Here is a 20050-nt window from a genome sequence, read left to right as displayed (position 1 = left end):
TCCAGGATCAAGCAACGTCAAATTACATCGGTGAGCTAAATCCACCCAGCATCATGTCTACTGACTATTTCTACGCAGATTTACCCGTCCTGACCAGTTTTCTGGATATTACCAATCCCCAGAACTTCACTTCAGTACCTCGGGACTGGTACATCTTAATCACGGATGTTGTGGGTTCGACCCAAGCAATTGAAAGTGGCCGCTATAAAGAGGTCAACCTCCTGGGTGCCTGCTCCATCATTGCCATCTTAAACATTGCCGAGCAGCTAGAAATCCCCTTTATTTTTGGCGGGGATGGAGCTTCGATCCTAATTCCACCGGGGTTATTCGCCCCAGCCCAGGCAGCATTACTGGCCACTCGCCAATTAGCTCAGGACTCCTTCAATTTGAATTTACGAGTCGGCGCGGTGCCCGTCGCGGTGGTCAAGGATGCCAATTATGATGTCAAGATTGCTAAGTTAAGAATCTCTGAGAACTATGTGCAAGGAAATTTTACCGGGGGCGGGCTGACCTATGCCACCGACTTACTGAAGCACCCCGACACTACCCAAGGCTACTGTTTTCAGGAAGGGGCAACCGATGTTAACGCAGATTTTTCGGGGTTGGAATGTCGCTGGCAGGATATTTTCAGCCAGCACGGCGAAACCGTGAGTTTAATTGCCATGGCCTTGGCGGATTCGGAACCGGAGAATGATTTGATCTATAAAAATATTCTGGAAACTCTGAGCGTGATCTATGGCAGTGAGCAGAATTTTCATCCTGTGGCCGCCGATCACTTACACCTGTCCTTTAAGAATCAAAATCTTGCGGGGGAAACCAAGGTGCAGGTGCGATCGCAGAATTTTTGGCACCAACAATTTTACCTGCTGAAAATCAAGCTGGAAAATTTACTGGGTTGGCTATTCATGCGCTTTCGGATGCAAGTAGGTTCCTTCAATTGGGGCGACTATCTGCTGATAGTCGCCGCCTCAACGGATCATCAGAAGTTTGACGATCTGTTACGGATGGTGATTGCCAGCACCACTGTCCAGCGACAGCAACTGACCGATTTCTTAGAGCGGCAGTACCAAAACGGCAGCCTAGTGTACGGCCTTCATGTCTCCGACCGAGCTTTGATGACCTGTCTGGTGTTTGAGCGCAATGGCCGCCAAGTGCATTTTATTGATGGTGCCGATGGGGGCTATGCCCTGGCAGCGAAGGCCATGAAGGCCAGACTCAACCAGCGACGATCATGACGACAGAATGGCTGTATCGCTACCCACCCCTATTGCCAGGGACGTTGTTAAAACGCTACAAGCGCTTCTTTGCCGATATTCAGTTGGCCTCGGGGGAGGTGATTACGGCGCACTGCCCCAATACCGGCCCGATGACGTGCATTTCGACGGTTGGCAGTCCGGTGCAGGTGTCCCAGAGCGATCGCCCGCATCGCAAATTACCCTATACATGGGAGATGATTCAGGTCTGTGATCCCCTTGCTATAGCGCCCTCGGGTGAGGTTTTAGAACCCGGTGTCCCCACATGGGTGGGGGTGAATACAGCGCTGCCCAATCGAGTGGTCAACCTCGTCCTCGAACAACACCTGCTGCCGCAGTTAGGCAGCTATGACGAAATCCAGCCAGAAGTACCCTACGGCTCCGACGGCAAGAGTCGCATTGATTTCCGTCTCCTAGGGGGCGATCGCCCCATCTATGTGGAGGTTAAAAGTACCACCTGGGTGGAGGGCAAATTTGCCCGCTTCCCCGATACCGTGACCAGCCGTGGCCAGAAACATCTGCGGGAACTGATGGCGTTGTTACCAGAGACGCGAGGGGTGATGCTGTATTTCATCAATCGTGGCGATCGCGCCAACTTTGCCCCCGGCGATCAAACCGATCCTGTCTATGGGCAGTTGCTCCGGCAGGCCATTACCCAGGGCTTAGAGGTGCTGCCCTGTCGGTTTGAAATTACCCCGGTTGGCATTCGTTACTTGGGTCTAGCGACCCCATGCTTAGCGTAAATCCCCACTGATCACGTTGCTGAACCAGATGTCCTCCCCATTGTTACCGAGGCTCAAACCAGGCTGCGGACTTTGCCAGATGAATCGGAAACTGTAAGCTGGATGTAGCTCCTAGGGCTGTCCTAATGTTGTGGTAAACATCAGACTATCCCTATGATCTTCTCCTGGGAAGATCTCTGGGTGATGCAGTTCACACTTGCATGGGCGCTTTCAGGTTGAGCGTTTTATAATTAATTCCCCCTAGCTACTGACCTCGGAGGAGACGTTGACGGATGTTGGTGCGGTTAATACTGATTCCCAGTTTATTGGGGCTATGGATGGCAGATGTATCAGCGGCACAGGACTCCCCCTGCTCGATGGTGGATGCCTCGGGGAGGGTGGTGAATCTTGAAAGCCTGTGTAATGTGCCCCGGCCAGTTCCCTCACGGTTGCCAAAAACGACCCCAGAATCACGACACCAGGAACCTGCGAACGTTGTTTGCACCCTTCCAGCTTACACGGTGAAAATCTGGGTTCCTCATGGCATGGTGTCACCCAGTTGTTTCAGTAAGTTGGTTCGCAGAGTGGCAACCTATGAACCGGGTTATCACTCCTTAGAGGGCTATGAGTTCGAGGTAATCGAAGGCTACTGATGGTTATCCGGCTGCGCAGAGCGCCATGAAGGTTACTTCCCAGACCAGTCGCGGCTGGGCATAGGCACGCAGCGACTGCTTTGCTCGTTCCAGGAAGTGCAAGGATTGAGACCTGCGATTCCCTATCTGCCAATAACCGTGTTGCAGATAGTCAACCACCCAGAGTTGGGCTTCGGTATCCAATGCCTGATCAATTTGACGTGCGAGATCTAGTGCCTCACGTAGGGAGGACTGGGGTAGATGGGTGAGTGCTTGTAAGAGATCCGCTGGGATGTTCTGAAGTTGATGCCAACTGGCGATCGCGGCTCCGGGACTCCCCTGGGCGATCGCCAAAACTTGGGGATGCTGGAGGATTTCCTCCCGCCCCACCTGAGTCAGCACCTCAGCCATGACGGTGGATGGTAAACGATAAAACGGAATCCGCTGGCAACGGGAAACCAGGGTCGGCAGCAGAGATTCTCCGCCCCCCGCCAGCAAAATTAAGGTGGCTTGTCCGGGTTCTTCCAGGGTTTTCAACAATCCATTGGCCGCTGCTTCCGCCATGGTTTCGGCCTGTTCAATCACCACCACCGAGCGCGATGCTTCCAGCGGCGGACGACTGAGGAAGCGGCTAATCTCACGAATCTGCTCAATGCGGATCTGGGGAGGGGCTTTGCGCTTCACCCCAGCGGCGGCGGCTTCTGCTGCTGAAAGACGCTGCCCCTGATGCAGGTAGCTGGGTTCTACCCACAACAAATCGGGGTGATTCTGCTGTTGTAGCCGAGGTGAACGGGTTTTTCCTGGTATTGCCGTTGAATGGGAAAACAGCAGCTCAATGAAGCAATGAGCTGCTAGACTGCGCCCCACCCCATCAGCTCCGGCAAAAAGGTAAGCCGGAGCGAGGCGATCGCGGATCACAGCTTGGGTCAGTAGTTCAACAGCCTGGGACTGGCCCAGCAGAGGGGCGAATACAGTAGCTGGGTTCAAGGTCACGTCAAGGTTGGAGTCTAATCGTGAAGACATAGCGATGACCCTGCTTGACTGACAAAACTCAAACGAGCTGAAACAAACGCTAGGGAGACGTAGAGCGTGATTGAAGCTGCGAAGTAACCACACAAACTCAGTTCAATCTATGCCTCCTACTTCCCGTCTTTATGATGCCCTCTCCCAATTTTTGAGTCAATGCGAGATTCAATCGCGAGATGCTCGTCACCTCAAAACTCTCTGCTGGATGATGCTCAGCATGATCCACGGTCAAAATGTCCATCTCAACGGCTTCGGGATGTATGGGGTCAGCATTTTGAAAGATTTGTACAGTATGGCTTTCAAGGTCTTGCAAGTATTTCATCAACTCAGTAACCGCTAGATGCAGCAGTCAACTACATTGCCAAAAGAACCAGCCATCAGGTTTTTCAGAGTGATGTCGAAGAAAAATGTAGCCTATTCCTCCATCTCCGAAATTAGGACCCTCGCAAGCCCAATAGTCTGAAGATGGATAAACATAGACATTACTTTGAGGAGAAGGTTCCTGAATAAATTTGTAGGAATCACTAAGCTGGCCGATGAAGACCCAACCTTCACCGGGTGCTTCGCTGGGACTTTGTAACCACTCTGGAACGCTTCCAAGTTTTGTCTGGGGATAAACTCTGTCCCGCATTTCATCCTGTAGATCCCAGAGTTGCTCATCATCATAAAATGCAGATATCTCATCGGGAGCGATGCCGTCATCATGATCAAGCCACCCAATGATACGAGCTTCAGGCTCAATGATTGGAAAATCTGCTGGCATCGGTGTGAGATTTTCTGAAAGTTGATCTGGATCAAGAACAAAACACGCATTAGCTCCAGAGCCACCTTCCCAAGTGGGACAGCCTCCTGGGTTGTGATTACATTGAAACACCAGGAGAGTTCGACCAGATTTACCTAAATCAAGTCTCTCTGAGTTGTGAACGAATTGAGCCAGGAGCGATTGGCTTTTTCCACAATGCCGACACATAGGGTACTGTTCTGGTTTTAAGCCCCAGGGTATCCCTCCAAACTTGTCTTCTAATTTTTCTTGAGGTGGAAGATCAACACTTAGCTTTAGGTTGGGAACAAAATATTTCAAAGCTTCTCTCTCTTCTGTAATTGATCTTTAATTAGAATACCAAAAGGTAGCATTACACGACATCTTAGTCAGGGACTCAAGTTGCATAACGCACTTGAGTTGAGCGGTGCTGAAATCGATTATAAATCGCTCTGTGACGTTGCATCCGTTCGAACATTGGCTGTAGCGTCACCATCATTAAAGCCAAAGTGTATATACAATGCTCTCATCACTTTTTTGGGTGTGCCTGAGGAGTTCAAACTGCTGCCAAAACAACAGGGTCAGCTCAAGTCGTGAGGTTTAACACCACTGCTGATCCACCCCAATACGGGTACAGAGGGGCAGCCCACTGGGAAGTTAACAAACGCATTGATGCGTTGATCACCCAACTGGAAATACACCCATGATCATTCGAGCAATTTTAGAGTGGGATGATGAAGCCCCAGCCGACTCAGCATCCTGTCCAGAACTCAACTTGGTTTCGGCGTTGCTGATTAGCGGGATGAATCTACTCTTTCTGGCAATCACAAAATTTACCAATACCTGGCTTGTGGCATTGTCAAGATCTTCGATTCATACTTGGATTAAGCAACGCCTTTGTTTTCTCTTTGGGTGAAATGACAGATTCAGCGGCTCAGCAACATCGATGGCAATACTGGCTCATCCTAGGGCTGATCTGGTTAATTGGAGCAGTGGGCGATCGCTGCTGGTTTGCCTACGATCGCTCCGTCCCTGCCTGGGATCAGGCGGAGTATCTCACCAGTACCTTGAACTACTGGCAAATCTTGCAGCAGCCCCAGTGGGCTTCAGCCACTTGGTGGATGAGTTTCTGGCAATTGACCTCGAAATTTCCGCCGCTGACCTTTATCAGCACCGTGCCGTTTTTCAATGGCTGGGGACGGGGAGAAGCCCAAGCAACCCTGGTTAATCTCGTTTTTTAGTGCCCTGCTGCTGGTAGCTGTCTATGGCCTAGGGGTAAGGCTATTTACCCCTAGGGTCGGGTTGTGGGCCGCAGGGCTGTGTCTGTTACTTCCGGGGTTGTATCTCGCCCGCCTAGACTTTTTGCTGGATTACCCCCTTGTGGCCATGGTGACGCTGTGTTTTTGCTGTCTCACCTACTGGCGCTACAGTACGACTCGTCTGGGAGGCTGGCTGTGGGCGATCGTCGTGGGACTGACCCTAGGTCTGGCGCTAATGGTCAAGCAACCCGCCTTATTTTTTCTGTTCACACCCTTGGTTTGGGTGAGCCTGAGTTGGCTGAAACAGCGGGCTTGGGAACGCTGGGCGCAACTGATGGTGAGTCTGGGAGTGGCAGTGCTGGTCTTCGGTCCTTGGTATCGTACCAATTGGTTGTTGATGTTCACCGCTGGGAAACGAGCCACGATCGATTCAGCGATCGCCGAAGGCGATCCGGCTCTCAATACTCTGGGGGCTTGGACCTATTACTGGCATGAGTTCCCTAAACTGGTTTCCTGGCCCCTGCTGCTGGTTCCCCTGGTCGGTTTGCTGCTGCACTGGCTGAGTAGACGCTGGCCACTTCCAGGCTTTACGTCTCAAGGAGGGGTGGGGTGCAACGGCAAACCTGGATCTGGCTGGCGGTCTTTTGGGTCGGGGCTTACCTGCTGAGTTCCCTGAACATCAATAAAGATAATCGCTACGTCGTTCCCTACCTCCCAGTGGTGGCAGTGGTTTTAGCCTATGGGCTGACCTGTTGGCCGCAACGCTGGCGGTACGTACCTTGGGGGGGGATGGCGACGGCCTGCTTGCTCATGGGGTTAAACCTCTTTGCCCCCGATGGGGCAGCGATCAATGGGCTGACGAATACCCTCAGTCCCGTCGCTCGCCATCCGGTTTATTGGGGCCCCGATTGGCCTCACCCCCAGGTAATTGCTGAGATCCAGCGCACGGAACCTTACTTGCAAACCACCTTGGGAGTCTTACCTTCCACCGCAACGGTGAATCAGCATAACTTCAACTTCTACGGAGCCCTGGCAGATTTTCAGGTCTATGGCCGTCAGGTGGGAACCCGTCGGGAACAGGTGGCTGAAGATTTGCGATCGCTTTCCTGGTTTTTAACCAAATCCGGGTTCCAAGGCTCGATTCAATCTGCCAAGAGTGCCGCTCAAGCGACTCTGGTTCAGGCAATTCAAAACAACCCTGACTTTGAGGTCAAGACGTGGCCCTTACCCGATGGCGATGATTTGCAGCTTTACCATCGGCGGCACGCACCAATTCAGGTAACACCCCTACCCAACCCAAGACTGGAACGGGTAGAACTTAAGGAGGTACAGGTGGTGTCTCAAGCGCCCCCCGGCCAGCCCTTGGCAGTCACCTACACGTGGACGGGCAACTGGGAACAACTTCAGTCCGGGTTAGTGTTACTGACTTGGGAACGGGTGCAATCCCCCACCGCACCGCAGGAAGCAGCCCCAGCCCAGTGGTTCCACGACCATGCCCTTGGCCTCGGCAGACTCTACCATCAGCCAGCGATCGCGGATCAGTCCTTTCAGGTGGTGGAACAAACCGCCACCTTGCCCCCAAGAGATCTAACACCTGGTACCTATCGACTGCAGGCGACCTACCTCAATCGTCAAACTGGATCTCGTTCTCCCATCAGCACCCCTGAGGTGCAGGTAATGATTGATCCCTCGGCCCTCCCTCAGCCTGCACCCGAGCTAGATTATGTGACGCAACTGCGTACCCTCGCCGCCACCCTCCCCCAAGGGATTACAGCCTTTGATGCCCTGTTTGCCAAGGTCGGGCAGATCAATCAATATGACCCCACTCAGGACTACACCCTGCAAACGCAGCAGAGCTTGACCGAACGGCTTCGGCAGGAACCCAAGAACCTAGAATTCGCCTATGGGCTTACCCTTGCCTCCCTGTTACAGCGGCAGGTGCAACCTACGATCGCAGCACTCCAGCGGGTCATTGATCTCGATGCCCAAAATCCTTGGCCCCACGCTTACCTGGCCTTTGTCTATCTGTATGATTTGTCCCCTAGAGCAGCTCAAATCGCTCTCCAGCCAGGGCTGGTTCTCCTCCCCCAGCAACCAGAACTGCGGGCAATGAAGGGGATTGCTGACTTGATGCAAGGAAATCTCTGGGGAGCATGGCAGGAGGCTCAGGGGTTCCTGGCTACACACCCTGCTACCAGTAAGATAGAGACAGAATACCAGTCCAGTCTCCTGGTCATGCCTTGATGAAAAAATGTGCTTTGAAAATTCACGGGTCTGCGATCGCCCTAGCCGTGATCCTGATGGCTGCCGGTACGGCAGCAGCTGCCCTCACCCCCCCTACCAGTCAGACTGCGGGCACAAGTAGGGAACCAGTGTTAACCATCCGTCCTAGATCCCTGATCGCACAGCGCAATTCCAACTGGTTCATTGCCCCGATTGTCAAACGAGAGGGCGGGATTCCGGTGATTCAAGTGACCTTTAACAATGGGGAACGATATCCAATGATGGTGGATACTGGAGCCAGCATCACCACCATTACCCCAGAGATGGCAAGGGTCGTCGGCTTCCGGCAGACGGGCACGGCTAATTTAACCCTAGCCCACGGCGGCATGATTAAGGCCCCCGCAGGGATTGTACCTTCGATTCGTGTTGGCGGTGCAGTCATGACTAACTTTGATGTTGTGGTCATTGACAGTTCGCCCCTGTTGGGCCAGAACTTCTACCGCTCCTTTAATATGACCATCCGCGAAAAGGCAGTGATTTTTCGCCCTCGTCAATAGGGCAATGAAAATGGAGGAAAAGCCTATGGACCCGGTGAAAGTAGAGCCCTGAAGGAGCCAGATCAATCCTTGCTTCGGACGGGGGAATCTCCTGGTAGAACCAGGGGCAAACGGGGCGAAGTCCATCGGAGCAATGGATGTGATCGGGAACCAGGGAATTAATTCTCAATCAGCAACAGGCGTCTTAGTAACCAACTAAAGCGGATTTGCGCCAGATCGAGATTATCTAAAACACTGGGATTGATCTCTGCTTCTGACTCTGATCCACTCAAGGACTGATCGGGGTCATAGCCCAAGCGACTAACAGTACCCCGCAGGCGATCGCAGAGAAAAACCGCTAGGGCACGGTAAAAACGAGACGCAAAGCCCACATCTTGATGCAACTTGGTCACTAGGTGTTTGCGGGGAATCGACCACACCAGGGAATCTGCAATGGCCTTGACGGTTGCCGACGGGGGACGGGCATCCAGGAAGGACATTTCACCGACCACTTCACCGCTGCTGAGATGGGCGATCACAGGCCCCTCGGCAGATCCCATGAAAACCCCCAGGTCTCCTCCAAGCACAATGTAGAACTTATCAATGGGGTTCCCCTGCTGAATCAGGATGGTGCCTGCTGGAATTTCTTCTTTGCTCCCATTGGTTAGCATCCAGTCAAAGTCATCATCGGTCAGCTCCCCTAGAATGAATAATGCTTTTTCCATAGCTCCCTGTGTTCTGACAACCGGATGATACCCTGGCGATCTTCAATCCTGATACTCTTCGATCCTCTGTTTAACGATTGTGGATGATATTAATTGGGTTGGCCACGTCGCAAGGTCAGTTATGCAGCGCGGCACAGTACTCAATCGCCAGTTTATCTCTCAAGGGAAGGGAAGTGATAAGAACAAACGCACTGCAACGGCGATCTCCACGGGCTGCATCCCCTGGATCAAACGAAGGATTGGGTGTAGAAGTCCGCTCCGCCATTGCTAGGTTGACTGTAGTGGGCTTGCGATCGCGGGTCAGGAAGTTCCCCAAAATTAATGTCTAGAAGTTTGAGTTTGTTTGAGTCGATTAATTTACCAACACTTGTTATGAAGAAGTACATGAGCTTCATGTTGACATATCAGCCTTGGTTGTTGAGTTTGATTACCGTTGCAGGCATCATCTATAGCGGTTTGACACCGTTGGTTCTGATTTCCTCCAAAGCCTATGCATATAGTGAGAAGCCGAGCGTATTTGCTCCAACCTTCTCTAGCAGTAGTCTCAACTCTACCAATGGCGATACAGATCCACGTCTAACTCCAACCGAAGATAATTTGATTTCTAGAGCATGGGTGGGTTGGTCAGAAGTACCGGGTAGACGAAAAACAAATGTCTCCCCATCAGCAACCACATTCAATGGTCGTCTATATCTGATTAATAAGGAATTGGGAACCAATCGAGTCTATAAAAATGTCTTCAATGGTTCTTCCTGGGAAGGTTGGTCAGAAGTTCCTGGCAATGGCATAACAGATCTACCTCTAGCGTCCATTTCCTACGAAGGTCGGCTCTATATTTTTAGAAAAGGCTTGGGGGGGTAATAGTGTGTCTGTCAATGCCTTTAATGGCTCTTCATGGACGGGTTGGTCAGAGGTACCAGGTGGGAGCGAAAACAGATGTATCCCTATCAGCAACCACTTTCAACGGTCATCTATATCTCATCATGAAAGGATTGGGAACTAATCGAGTCTATAAAAATGTCTTTAATCGTTCTTCTTGGACGGGTTGGTCAGAGGTACCTGGCAATGGCACAACTGAGGAAGCTCTAGGCTCGATGTCTTATAATGGTCGGCTCTATATCTTTAGAAAAGGGATAGGAGGCAATCGTGTGTCTGTCAATGCCTTTAATGGCTCTTCATGGACGGGTTGGTCAGAGGTACCAGGTGGGGGGAAAACCAATATTTCTCTATCAGCTAAAACCTTTAATGGCAAGCTATATCTCATTAGCAATGGAGTGGGAGAAAATCAAGTGTCTGTGAATATTTTTAATGGTTCTTCATGGACGGGTTGGTCAGCAGTACCCGGCAATGGCATGACGGAACTGCCCCTAGCTTCTGCTTCTTTCAATGGTCGGCTCTACATTTTTGGTAAAGCCTCCGGTGGAAATCAGATATATATGAATTTTCTGACCCCTTAGCCTTGCTGGAAAAAGTTTGGATATTTTTTGTTTTGCAAAGGTGAGATCTCATGCATCGTCGCTGGGCGATCTGAAGGTGAAGCATTTTTGCAGGCAGTCGAGAAGTGAGAACCGTTAACATCATTATGAGAATTTGTGTAGGAACCCACCTAGCTGATGACTGAATCAGCTACATTAAAATCACAAAACCTTACTCACTTGATCCGGAGGATGCACTCTTGAAGGACCGAGATTACACCTTAATTCTCGATAAAAGCGGCAGCATGTCTGCTCCGGATCAGCTAGGTGGCAAGAGTCGTTGGCAAGCGGCTGAGGAATCGACTCTGGCCCTGGCTCGGAAGTGCGAACAGTTTGATCCAGATGGGATTACAGTCTATATGTTCTCCAGCCGCTTCAAGCGCTTTGACGATGTGACGGCCAGTAAGGTGGCGCAGATTTTTATGGAAAATGACCCGGTTGGCTCAACGAATCTGGCAGTTGTACTCCAAGATGCGACGAATTCCTACTTTCAACGAAAGGCTGCTAGGAAGACCAAACCAGCCGGAGAGACAATTCTGGTTATCACCGATGGCGAACCAGACGATCGCAGAGCGGTAATGGAAGTGATCATTGATGTCACCCGCCGAATGGAAAACGATGAAGAACTCGCCATCTCATTTATCCAAGTGGGGAACGATCCGGGGGCAACGAAGTTTCTGAAGGCATTGGATGAACAGCTTCAGGAGGTGGGAGCCAAGTTTGACATCTGTGACACGATTACAATCGATGATATGGCAGACATGAGTTTAGCAGAGGTGTTGCTGAGCGCCATCAACGATTAGCCAACACTCGAAGCCTGATCGTGGAAGCAGAGGTAGGCGTGGGTAAGGTTTGAGGCCTGACGACAATTCGATATTCCGGAGTGGGAGATGGACTCGGTTGATAATCTCTTAGCAAAACTGAAAGCGGAACAGGATCAGCAGCCATTGAGCGGATCAACACAGGACTCCTCACCCCCTGAAATTCATCATCTGCCTGCGGTTCCCCCCCTGCGATCGCTGAACGATCTTCTAGGTCAACTTGATGAAGCAACCCGGCGATCTGCACGGACAGAGCTTTCCCAACCGGATCCGGTTGATCTGAGGCAACCTCTCGCCCCTTTATCCCCTCAAGATCGTCAATTGGCCCAACAGGGGCGATCATCAGAGCCAGATTGGCTGTTCTCTAACCATCAAGGGAAATCAACGAAGGATGGTCGGAGGTCGGCCTTTGACCATCATCTGCTCTCCGATCTCAAATCCCACGATGAACATCAAACTCAGGCAGAGGCAGCGAAACAGCAGCAGGAATTGCACAGGGCTGAACTCCGACAGCAACAGCAGGAGCCAGAGCAGCAACGCCGCCTGGAACAGGCTAAGACAAAACGGCGGGAAAAATTGGCAGAGCAGGCAAGAACGTGGCTAAAGTCCTTCAATCCTGACTCTGAAGAAGGACGCTGGTTTGAGGAATTTTCTGCTTCCTATGACTCCCAGTTAGAGGCAGCGATCGACTATCTGGAGGCACTTCAGTCTGTTGACCACAATCGATAAGCTTCCCAAGCAGGCAGACTCAGTTAGCCGCTGTAGAGCAAGGCATTGACCATCCAGGCAAGGGGCTTCAAGGGGTACATATCTATAGCTTGACTATGTTGACGCAAAAAGGCCAAGCATTGACCCTACAGAAGGGGAGTGCTTGACATGGTTACTGGGCTATTTGTGTGGCAACTATAGCCTCTCATGTCTTTCTACCCTTCTCCTCCTTGTTCCCTTCCTTATTCCCTCTGCACTTCGCTTTCAGCTACTTTTGTCAGGCAGGCCGGCCCCTGACTGGTAGACCGGAAAGTCAATGTAGCCCTCTGAGCCAAAGGAATACCAGTCTTTCATCTCTGCTGGAGGATTGAGCGGCCAGTTATGGGTGAACCGTTCCACGAGGTCAGGGTTGCTGATAAAGGGACGACCAAAGGCCATTAAGTCCGCTGCGCCACTGAAAATAGCAGCTTCAGCCTGCTCTTTTGTGTAGCCACAGTTGCCAATCAATGGCCCCTTAAATACCTGGCGGAACTCGGTCAAGGTCATCGGGGTACCCAATTCGTGAAAACCAAAACCCAGACCATCCAGCAGATGGAGATAGGCCAGACCGTAGATATTTAGTTGCTCAGCGGTGTAGAGAAATGTTTCCCGATAGTCGGGTGAACCCATATCGTTATATACCCCGTTGGGAGAAAGCCTCACCCCCACTCGGTTGGCCGGCCATACGGTTAAGATTGCCTCTACCACTTGCTTGAGAAAGCAGTAGCGATTTTCCACCCCACCGCCATACTGATCCAATCGCTGATTGGTTTTAGATTGCAAAAAGGTGTCGATCAGATAACCATTGGCTCCATGAATCTCAACCCCATCGAAGCCAGCTAGCTTGGCTCGCGCTGCTGCTTGTCGATAAGCTTCTACAATCAGGGGAATTTCACTGGTTTCCAGGGCGCGAGGCGTTTCGTAGGGTTGAGAACCAATCGGGGTATGAATCTGATCTCCATTGATCTTGATGGCTGAGGGTGCCACCGGCAGCTGGCTATTTTCTTGAAAACTACTGTGAGAGGCGCGGCCACAGTGCCAGAGTTGCAGGAAGATGGGAGTTGATTGGGCATGAACTGCCTCAACAATCTGAGTCCAGGCTTCCCCCTGGGCCTCCGTATAGATGCCTGGTGTATTTTGCCAGCCATTGGCCTGGGTAGATATCACGGTGGCTTCGGTAATGATCAATCCAGCACTCGCGCGTTGAGCGTAATACTGGGCCATCAGTGCATTGGGCATTCTTGTTGCACCGGCTCGGGCTCTTGTCATCGGAGCCATGACGACCCGGTTACTTAAGGTAATATCCCCTAAGTCAAAGGGGTTGAGGAGGGATGATGGCGCTATTTGGGTATTCATTTAGGTCATTGTGAGGCCAACAGCTTCAGTATATCCATCCCGATTGGGTGATTTGAGTTGTTGCCAATACATCAGAAGTGCAGAGACCTATGGGCAAGGTAGCACCCTCAACCCAGTTTGCTCACCTCTCAACTTGATATTCGGTTCGGGTAGGCTTTCGGGTTCTGATGAGAGACATGCATTCACGGGTGATCGTACATCGTTCCTCAAATTCTAAGTATTTCTGCTGGTGGTGAGGTAAAATTTGAATTTTTAAATTCTTAATTTAACTGGGTTTAAGTACACTCGATTGGAATGGAAATTGCGATATGGGAAAATTCCAATTGGATTCATTTCATCCTTAGAGGATATTTTAAAAGTTCCCTCGACCTATTTTGATTACCTCAACTACTGAGAAATTTCTACAATGACATGGGGATTTTAGGCTTCGTGGCCTTCTGCTTAAGTAGCTTTTAGAACTTAACTTGACCCATTTAAAACATTCTCTGATAGTGTTCGAAGAAAATTCTAAAGAATTTGTACTAGTTTTAAGTAAGTTAAATCTGATAGTCTATGGTAAACGATTTTAAAATATCAATCTTCATACAAAATTTCAATTCTGAGCCTTCGTCTTAATATGAGGTTCTTATATTATGGTCAAGCGATCGCTTCAAGCCTCTGCCTCCGGCATTCAAAAGGCTAAACGCTCGTTTAGCATCAAGGGATGGACTCAAGAAAATCTGGCAGGGGAGGTGAACCTCAAGACCCGTCAACCAATCTGGCGATTTTTCACCGGACAACCCGTTGATCGCCAGGCTTTTATGGAAATTTGTTCAATTCTGGATTTGGATTGGCGAGAGATCGCCCTTGAGCCGCCCGCAGAATTTCCGGAGCCGGGAGAGCGTCCTGAGACTTCTCCGCTGGATATTGCTGTTCTGGTGCAAGAGGTGCGATCGCAACGCCGAGACACCATTCAAAACCAGTGCGGCATCTTGCAACTATTAGATATTAGCCATCCGGTCAATATTGATGACATTTATGTAGATGTCAATATGTTGGAGGAAATTGCCAGTCAGCAGTGGGTTGAGATTTCTGACCTGGAAAACATCAAACTGACGGAATTTGATCGCATTGGTTTGGGAGCGGTTGCACAGAAGCAAATACCGGGAATGCAGGCCGTTAAAACTTACACAAAGCTCAGAGTTCTGGGTAAACCAGGGGTTGGCAAAACCACCTTTTTGCAACATCTTGCGATTCAGTGCAATCGGGGTGAGTTCGCTGCCAATCAAGTGCCGAGTTTTTATTGCATTGAGAGAGTTCGCCGAAGCATCGCGACGCAGGGGTGAATTTAGCCTGTTCAATTACATTCGTCAGGGGTTTCTCTCCTCTGGCGTTGCCAACCCGTCAGTGCTTGAAACCTTGCTGCAAGCGGGTCAAGTCCTGCTGTTGATGGATGGCATGGATGAAATTCTGAACCAGGACATTACCACAGTTCTGAGGGAAATTCGCAAACTCTCGGATGTTTACCACAAAAATCGATTTGTAGTAACCTGTCGCACCGCTGCCCAAAAACTAGGGCTGCGAGGCTTCACCGATGTGGAAATTGCGCCCTTTACCCAAGTTCAAATTAACACCTTCGCGCAACAGTGGTTTGTGGTATTGAGCAGAACGACGGATCCATCGGGGCAGGATCAGTCTGCCCAGTTTCTTCAGAAGTTGGATCTGCCGGAAAATTGGCAGTTGCGGCAACTGGTAGGCACCCCCCTGTTTTTGCATCTTGCCTGCTGGGTATTTCATGGTCAAGGGAAATTTCCCACCAAGCGGTCTGAGTTTTATAAACAGGGGTTGGATTTACTCCTGGGCCAATGGGATGAAGCCAAAGGGGTCGAACGCGATCAGGTGTACCGGGAGTTTCGCTTGTCCCAAAAGCTGAAGTTGCTGAGTCAGATTGCAACGATCCTGTTTGAACAAGGTCAGTACTTCTTTGAAAAACGGGTGATTGCGCAGCATATTGAGGACTATATTCAGCATCTGCCCGATGCATCAACGGATGCCGAGGAACTGCAACTCGTTAGTGAAGCGGTGCTGAAGGCGATTGAGTCGCACCATGGATTACTAACCGAACGAGCGCGGGGTATTTTTTCCTTCTCCTATCTGGCGTTTCAAGAATACTTGACAGCGCGAAACATCGTTGCCAGTCATAACCTCCAGGCACTGGAGCAAGCGCTGGGTCGCCTCGTGAATCATATTACCGATCCTCACTGGCGGGAAATCTTCTTGTTGACAGCTGCCATGTTGCGCAGTGCAGATTCACTCGTACAGTTGATGAAGCAAAAAATTGATGCATTAGTCGCTAAAGACCCCTATTTACAAGAGTTCTTGCTGTGGGCCAGCGAAAAATCGCAGCCGATCCCAGCCGCAACAAAAAATGCAACGGTGGGAGCCTTTTACCTGACATCAACTCCAACGCCTCACATAGGGGTTGATTTTCCCCTTGGCTGCATTCTAGACGAGAAGAGTTTTAGGGATGTCACCTGGGATAATTTGCCGCATAATCAGTGCCATCGATCAACACCTAGACTTTGTCCCTGTTCATCTTTGTGGCAATCGACTCAGCAACATTTTGGGGAGGGTTCTCAGGGTTGGCTGGCACAAATCACAGCAACAAGGCCAGCAGCAACTCCCGAACTTGATCAAAACCAGGAACGATTTCAGGCTTGGCCCGCCTATCCCCCTGCAACCTGGGTAGAACTGCACAAGACTGGAACCCACAATTATGGGCGCATGCACCATCACTGGGAATTTAGCCCCGAGCAACAGCATACATTGCAACGCTACTACGCTGCCAATCAACTGCTACTGGATTGCTTGCATAGCAACTGTGAAGTGACACCAGCAATTCGGCAGCACATCGAAGCCACATTATTCTTGCCTCAGATCCATCTGGAAGCAGAGGAATGGCAATAGATCTGGCTGGACAGGTGGTTGAGGGCAATCCCCTGCTGACACGCGGGCAGGTCGCCTAGAATTGTGAAGGTTGCTCAGGGGTATGCATGGCTTCTCCTTCCTTTGTCTCCCGCACATCGTTCAAGCAGTCCCCACCAGACCCCCCCCCCAGTTGACGGTCAACGTCGTCACTTCCAGAAGCTCTTGGCCTATCTCCGACCTCACTGGCGTCAAGCCACCTTGGGGGTGTTGGCACTACTGATTGTCAATGGGGTGGGTGTCTACATCCCATTGCTGATTCGGGGTAGCATCGATGATCTACAACTTGCCTTTGACTTCAGCCAGGTCTTAATGGATGTGGTGCTGATTTTTATCCTGGCATCTTTGATGTGGGCTTTTCGGGTTGGTTCACGACTGTTACTGTTCGGGGTGGGTCGCCAAGTAGAATTTGACCTGAAGCAACGCATTTTTGAACACCTTCTCACCTTAGAACCCGCCTATTTTGCCACCCATACCATCGGTGATTTAATCAATCGCGCTACCAGCGATGTGGAAAATATTCGGCGGCTGCTGGGATTTGCTGTCCTCAGTGGAGCTAATACGCTGTTTGCCTATGCCCTGACGCTGCCCGTGATGCTGTCCATTAACACGCGGCTGACCCTACTGGCGCTTTCGGTATATCCTGTGATGCTGGTATTGGTTCAACTCTCTAGCAACCAGTTACGGCGGCAACAACTGACGGTGCAACAGGAGTTGTCGAACATCAGCGAACTGGTACAAGAAGATATGAGCGGTATGGCGCTGATTAAAATCTATGGTCAAGAAGCCAATGAGCGTCAGGCATTCCAGGGACTGAACCAACGATTGCTCGAGGCCAATCTGGCTCTGGCACTCACCCGCAATATGCTCTTCCCGGTCATTGGGGGGCTTGCCTATGTCAGCTTGTTATTGGTGTTATGGCTGGGAGCTGATGCGATCGCCAAAGGGGTGATTGGGATTGGTGACTTTATTGCCCTGATTCTGTACGTGGAACGCCTCGTCTTTCCCACAGCGTTGTTGGGATTTACGATCACTGCCTACCAGCGAGGGGAGGTCAGCATTGATCGCATTGAGTCGATTCTGATGATCGAACCCAAAATTCAAGATCGGCAAGGGGCGATCGCCTTGCCCCGTGACCAGGTGCGGGGGGAACTGACGGCCAAGTCCCTTAACTATACCTATCCAGGGGCAAAGACCCCTGCCCTCCAGTCCGTTAACTTCACCATTCATGCCGGAGAAACCGTTGCCATTGTTGGACCCATTGGCTCGGGGAAATCAACTCTGGCCAATGCCCTCCCCCGACTGCTAGAGATTGCACCAGGACAGTTATTTCTCGATGGCTACGATATCACCCAGATTCGGCTCCCAGATTTGCGGTCTGCGATCGCCTATGTCCCCCAGGACAGCTTTCTCTTTAGTGCTTTGATTAAAAACTAATATCCGTTACGGTGCTCCCATAACCGGGCAAGAGGCCGTCGAGCAGGCAGCGCAGCAGGCACAGATGCACGCTGAAATTCTCAATTTTCCCCAACAGTACGACACTCCCGTGGGGGAGCGCGGTATTACTCTATCAGGGGGCCAACGACAACGCACCAGTCTCGCCCGGGCTTTGATTATGGATAGCCCAATTTTGATTTTGGACGATTCCCTCTCCAGTGTGGACAACCAAACCGCCCTCAGAATTCTGGAGTATTTAGCGTCGGGCACCCAGCGGAAAACGGTGATCTTTATCTCCCATCAACTCTCTGCCGCTGCGACAGCGGATCGTATTCTAGTGATGGATCAGGGACAGATTGTTCAATCAGGCACCCATGGGGAGCTAATTGAACAGCCGGGACTGTACCAAACTCTCTGGAATCAGCACCAGCTAGAAGCCCTCCTCTCTTGAGGGAATTTACGTAAGTTTCATGTTACCTTAGATGCACCATTGTTGTCAGAGTCCTGGTGAGCGAAAAAGCGCATCTGATTTTTCTCAAACAGGGAGTAACTGCCTGGAACCAATGGCGGTTCAATCAACCCCACCTCCGTCCTGACTTGAGTTCAGCCTTTCTGAAACTGGCGGATCTGCGCGGGGCGAATCTCAAGAAAGTCAATCTCAGCATGGCCGATCTGAGCGAAGCCGATCTCAATGTCACCGATCTCACGGGGGCGAATCTCACTAAAGCCAATCTCACCAAAGCCAAGCTCTACCATTCCACCCTCCGCCTGGTAATTTTGCGCGAAGCCAACCTGTCCCAGGCAATCCTGATTCAGGGCAATCTTGCCAATGGGGATCTGACCCAAGCCAATTTGACCCTGACCAATTTGTCCAAGGCTAACTTGAGTATGGCCAATTTAAGTGGAGCCAATCTCAGGGGAGCGAATTTGAGTGGAGCCAATCTCTGCCAATGCAATTTAGAGTCTGCCAACTTGCGTGAGGCCGATCTGACACGGGCGGATTTAACCCGCGCTGACCTGAGTGGAGCCGATCTCACGGATGCGAGTTTATCCAAAGCTGACTTAACAAAGGCCAATCTCCAGGGGACTCGGATGCCCGATGGCAGGCTCCACGGCTAAACAGACGTGCCCACAATCGGCAGGCAGACTAGAATGTGAAATTATGATGCAATGTCTCGAGAACCCATGATCTGGCCGTTTAAACCCCGATTCAAAAACAAATCGCTCGGATTGAAATTACTGGCGCGATCGCTGGGCCAACCCGCAAGCGTGTTTTAGAAGCATTGAAAACCATTGAAGATAGGCGTTTCCCGGCTCTTTTGCTGCGCATCGACAGCCCAGGGGGAACCGTGGGCGACTCCCACGAAATTTACAGTGCCTTGAAGCGTTTGCGCGACAAAATCAAGATTATTGCCAGCTTTGGAAATATCTCTGCCTCCGGTGGGGTTTACATTGGCATGGGAGCCGAACACATCATGGCCAATCCCGGCACGATTACGGGCAGCATTGGGGTGATTCTGCGAGGGAATAACCTGGAGCGGCTGCTGGAGAAGGTTGGGGTCTCGTTTAAGGTGATCAAATCAGGCCCTTACAAGGATATTCTGGCCTTTGACCGTGAACTCACGGATCCGGAGAAAGATATCCTTCAGGAACTCATTGATACCACCTATCAACAATTTGTGCAGACCGTTGCGGAAGGCCGCAATTTGGCGATTGAAACCGTCAGAAGTTTTGCCGATGGCCGCATTTTCACGGGTCAACAAGCCCTGGAACTTGGGATAGTTGACCGTCTGGGAACGGAAGCTGATGCCCGTCGCTGGGCAGCAGAACTGGTGGGCTTAGACCCTGAAAAGACCCGTTGTCATACCTTTGAAGAGCGCAAACCCCTGTTGAGTCGCCTGCTCTCGGGGGGGCAACAATCCCTGCTCTGCCGTCAGGGACTACCGGGTCTGGCGGCGGGAGCAGATTGGTTAGAGTTTGAAATGTCCACTGCTGGCCTGCCGCTGTGGCTCTATCGACCTTAGAGCAGCAGACCTTTTACCAGCATAAAATTTGAGTTACGGTATCCACTGAAGGTATCTGAGCTCAGGTATTGGGTTGCTCCTGAGAGGCAA

19 protein-coding genes and 3 pseudogenes are annotated in these 20050 nt (G+C 51.0%); 17 read left to right on the top strand and 5 right to left on the bottom strand.

Translation table 11 applies throughout. The features are described from left to right. Positions 1 to 53 precede the first annotated feature (53 nt). The 3 genes from DO97_RS13225 (at position 54) to DO97_RS13215 (ending at position 2628) form a co-directional block, all read left to right on the top strand. Positions 54 to 1235, top strand: a complete 1182-nt coding sequence (locus DO97_RS13225) for a DUF3095 domain-containing protein (RefSeq protein ID WP_036534183.1) — start codon at positions 54 to 56, stop codon at positions 1233 to 1235. After that, positions 1232 to 1996, top strand: a complete 765-nt coding sequence (sfsA, locus tag DO97_RS13220) for a DNA/RNA nuclease SfsA (RefSeq protein ID WP_036534180.1) — start codon at positions 1232 to 1234, stop codon at positions 1994 to 1996. Before DO97_RS13225 ends, sfsA begins: the two co-directional genes overlap by 4 nt. 272 nt (positions 1997 to 2268) lie before the next feature. Then, positions 2269 to 2628 (top strand): hypothetical protein, encoded by a 360-nt coding sequence (locus DO97_RS13215; protein ID WP_036534178.1) that lies wholly within the window; start codon positions 2269 to 2271, stop codon positions 2626 to 2628. A gap of 3 nt (positions 2629 to 2631) precedes the next feature. Here the strand turns inward: DO97_RS13215 and DO97_RS13210 are convergent, their stop codons facing one another. Next, on the bottom strand, positions 2632 to 3630 hold the full coding sequence (locus DO97_RS13210; RefSeq protein WP_052128719.1) for a DNA polymerase III subunit delta': 999 nt from the start codon (positions 3628 to 3630) through the stop codon (positions 2632 to 2634). Between the two features lie 109 nt (positions 3631 to 3739). Here DO97_RS13210 and DO97_RS13205 point away from each other — a divergent pair, with 109 nt between their 5' ends. Next, positions 3740 to 3973, top strand: a complete 234-nt coding sequence (locus DO97_RS13205) for a hypothetical protein (RefSeq protein WP_036534176.1) — start codon at positions 3740 to 3742, stop codon at positions 3971 to 3973. 9 nt (positions 3974 to 3982) lie between these two features. Here DO97_RS13205 and DO97_RS23960 read toward each other — a convergent pair whose 3' ends face one another. Further along, complete coding sequence (locus DO97_RS23960; RefSeq protein WP_156120567.1) at positions 3983 to 4714, bottom strand: hypothetical protein; 732 nt, start codon at positions 4712 to 4714, stop codon at positions 3983 to 3985. A 382-nt stretch (positions 4715 to 5096) separates the two neighbouring features. Here DO97_RS23960 and DO97_RS25205 point away from each other — a divergent pair, with 382 nt between their 5' ends. The 5 genes from DO97_RS25205 to DO97_RS13185 are packed head-to-tail and all read left to right on the top strand — an operon-like array spanning position 5097 to position 8432. Then, a complete protein-coding gene (locus tag DO97_RS25205; RefSeq protein ID WP_036534171.1) occupies positions 5097 to 5309 on the top strand; it encodes a hypothetical protein in 213 nt (70 codons plus the stop codon). A 1-nt stretch (position 5310) separates the two neighbouring features. Further along, positions 5311 to 5634: a hypothetical protein gene (locus tag DO97_RS25200; protein WP_072016446.1), complete on the top strand. Its 324-nt coding sequence runs from the start codon at positions 5311 to 5313 to the stop codon at positions 5632 to 5634. Further along, positions 5582 to 6319, top strand: a complete 738-nt coding sequence (locus DO97_RS25195; RefSeq protein WP_072016445.1) for an ArnT family glycosyltransferase — start codon at positions 5582 to 5584, stop codon at positions 6317 to 6319. Before DO97_RS25200 ends, DO97_RS25195 begins: the two co-directional genes overlap by 53 nt. Then, complete coding sequence (locus DO97_RS25190) at positions 6262 to 7896, top strand: tetratricopeptide repeat protein (protein ID WP_072016444.1); 1635 nt, start codon at positions 6262 to 6264, stop codon at positions 7894 to 7896. The genes DO97_RS25195 and DO97_RS25190 overlap by 58 nt, the downstream gene beginning before the upstream one ends. After that, positions 7896 to 8432, top strand: coding sequence for a retropepsin-like aspartic protease family protein (locus tag DO97_RS13185; protein ID WP_052128718.1), 537 nt, complete (start codon positions 7896 to 7898; stop codon positions 8430 to 8432). Before DO97_RS25190 ends, DO97_RS13185 begins: the two co-directional genes overlap by 1 nt. Before the next feature lie 158 nt (positions 8433 to 8590). Here the strand turns inward: DO97_RS13185 and DO97_RS13180 are convergent, their stop codons facing one another. Continuing rightward, complete coding sequence (locus DO97_RS13180; protein ID WP_036534168.1) at positions 8591 to 9136, bottom strand: cyclic nucleotide-binding domain-containing protein; 546 nt, start codon at positions 9134 to 9136, stop codon at positions 8591 to 8593. A 227-nt stretch (positions 9137 to 9363) separates the two neighbouring features. Then, positions 9364 to 9531, bottom strand: a complete 168-nt coding sequence (locus DO97_RS24425; RefSeq protein ID WP_162182996.1) for a hypothetical protein — start codon at positions 9529 to 9531, stop codon at positions 9364 to 9366. Here DO97_RS24425 and DO97_RS13175 point away from each other — a divergent pair. From DO97_RS13175 to DO97_RS21165, 4 genes are all read left to right on the top strand, one after another. Beyond that, complete coding sequence (locus DO97_RS13175; RefSeq protein ID WP_036534166.1) at positions 9530 to 9997, top strand: hypothetical protein; 468 nt, start codon at positions 9530 to 9532, stop codon at positions 9995 to 9997. The two genes, DO97_RS24425 and DO97_RS13175, sit on opposite strands and share 2 nt — an antisense overlap. Positions 9998 to 10284: 287 nt before the next feature. After that, a complete protein-coding gene (locus tag DO97_RS13170) occupies positions 10285 to 10593 on the top strand; it encodes a hypothetical protein (RefSeq protein ID WP_162182995.1) in 309 nt (102 codons plus the stop codon). Positions 10594 to 10811: 218 nt separating this feature from the next. Then, positions 10812 to 11414, top strand: coding sequence for a vWA domain-containing protein (locus DO97_RS13165; protein WP_036534161.1), 603 nt, complete (start codon positions 10812 to 10814; stop codon positions 11412 to 11414). An 87-nt stretch (positions 11415 to 11501) separates the two neighbouring features. Further along, positions 11502 to 12161: a salt stress protein, Slr1339 family gene (locus DO97_RS21165; protein ID WP_052128717.1), complete on the top strand. Its 660-nt coding sequence runs from the start codon at positions 11502 to 11504 to the stop codon at positions 12159 to 12161. Positions 12162 to 12404: 243 nt separating this feature from the next. Here DO97_RS21165 and DO97_RS13155 read toward each other — a convergent pair whose 3' ends face one another. Continuing rightward, on the bottom strand, positions 12405 to 13535 hold the full coding sequence (locus DO97_RS13155; RefSeq protein WP_036534157.1) for an alkene reductase: 1131 nt from the start codon (positions 13533 to 13535) through the stop codon (positions 12405 to 12407). Positions 13536 to 14167: 632 nt separating this feature from the next. Here DO97_RS13155 and DO97_RS13150 point away from each other — a divergent pair. The 4 genes and pseudogenes from DO97_RS13150 to sppA all read left to right on the top strand — a co-directional run bounded on the left by DO97_RS13150 (position 14168) and on the right by sppA (position 19960). Beyond that, a pseudogene (locus DO97_RS13150) lies at positions 14168 to 16481 on the top strand (NACHT domain-containing protein). A 183-nt stretch (positions 16482 to 16664) separates the two neighbouring features. Beyond that, positions 16665 to 18387, top strand: a pseudogene (locus tag DO97_RS13145) (ABC transporter ATP-binding protein). Between the two features lie 56 nt (positions 18388 to 18443). Continuing rightward, the gene (locus tag DO97_RS13140) at positions 18444 to 19055 is read left to right on the top strand and encodes a pentapeptide repeat-containing protein (protein WP_036534154.1); all 612 of its coding nucleotides are present in this window, start codon (positions 18444 to 18446) and stop codon (positions 19053 to 19055) included. Positions 19056 to 19121: 66 nt separating this feature from the next. Continuing rightward, positions 19122 to 19960: pseudogene (gene sppA / locus DO97_RS13135) on the top strand (signal peptide peptidase SppA). The last annotated feature ends 90 nt before the right edge of the window (positions 19961 to 20050 follow it).

This window comes from Neosynechococcus sphagnicola sy1, assembly GCF_000775285.1.
In the GTDB taxonomy this organism is placed as follows: Bacteria; Cyanobacteriota; Cyanobacteriia; order Neosynechococcales; family Neosynechococcaceae; genus Neosynechococcus; species Neosynechococcus sphagnicola.
This window is presented reverse-complemented; position numbering and strand designations above follow the sequence as displayed.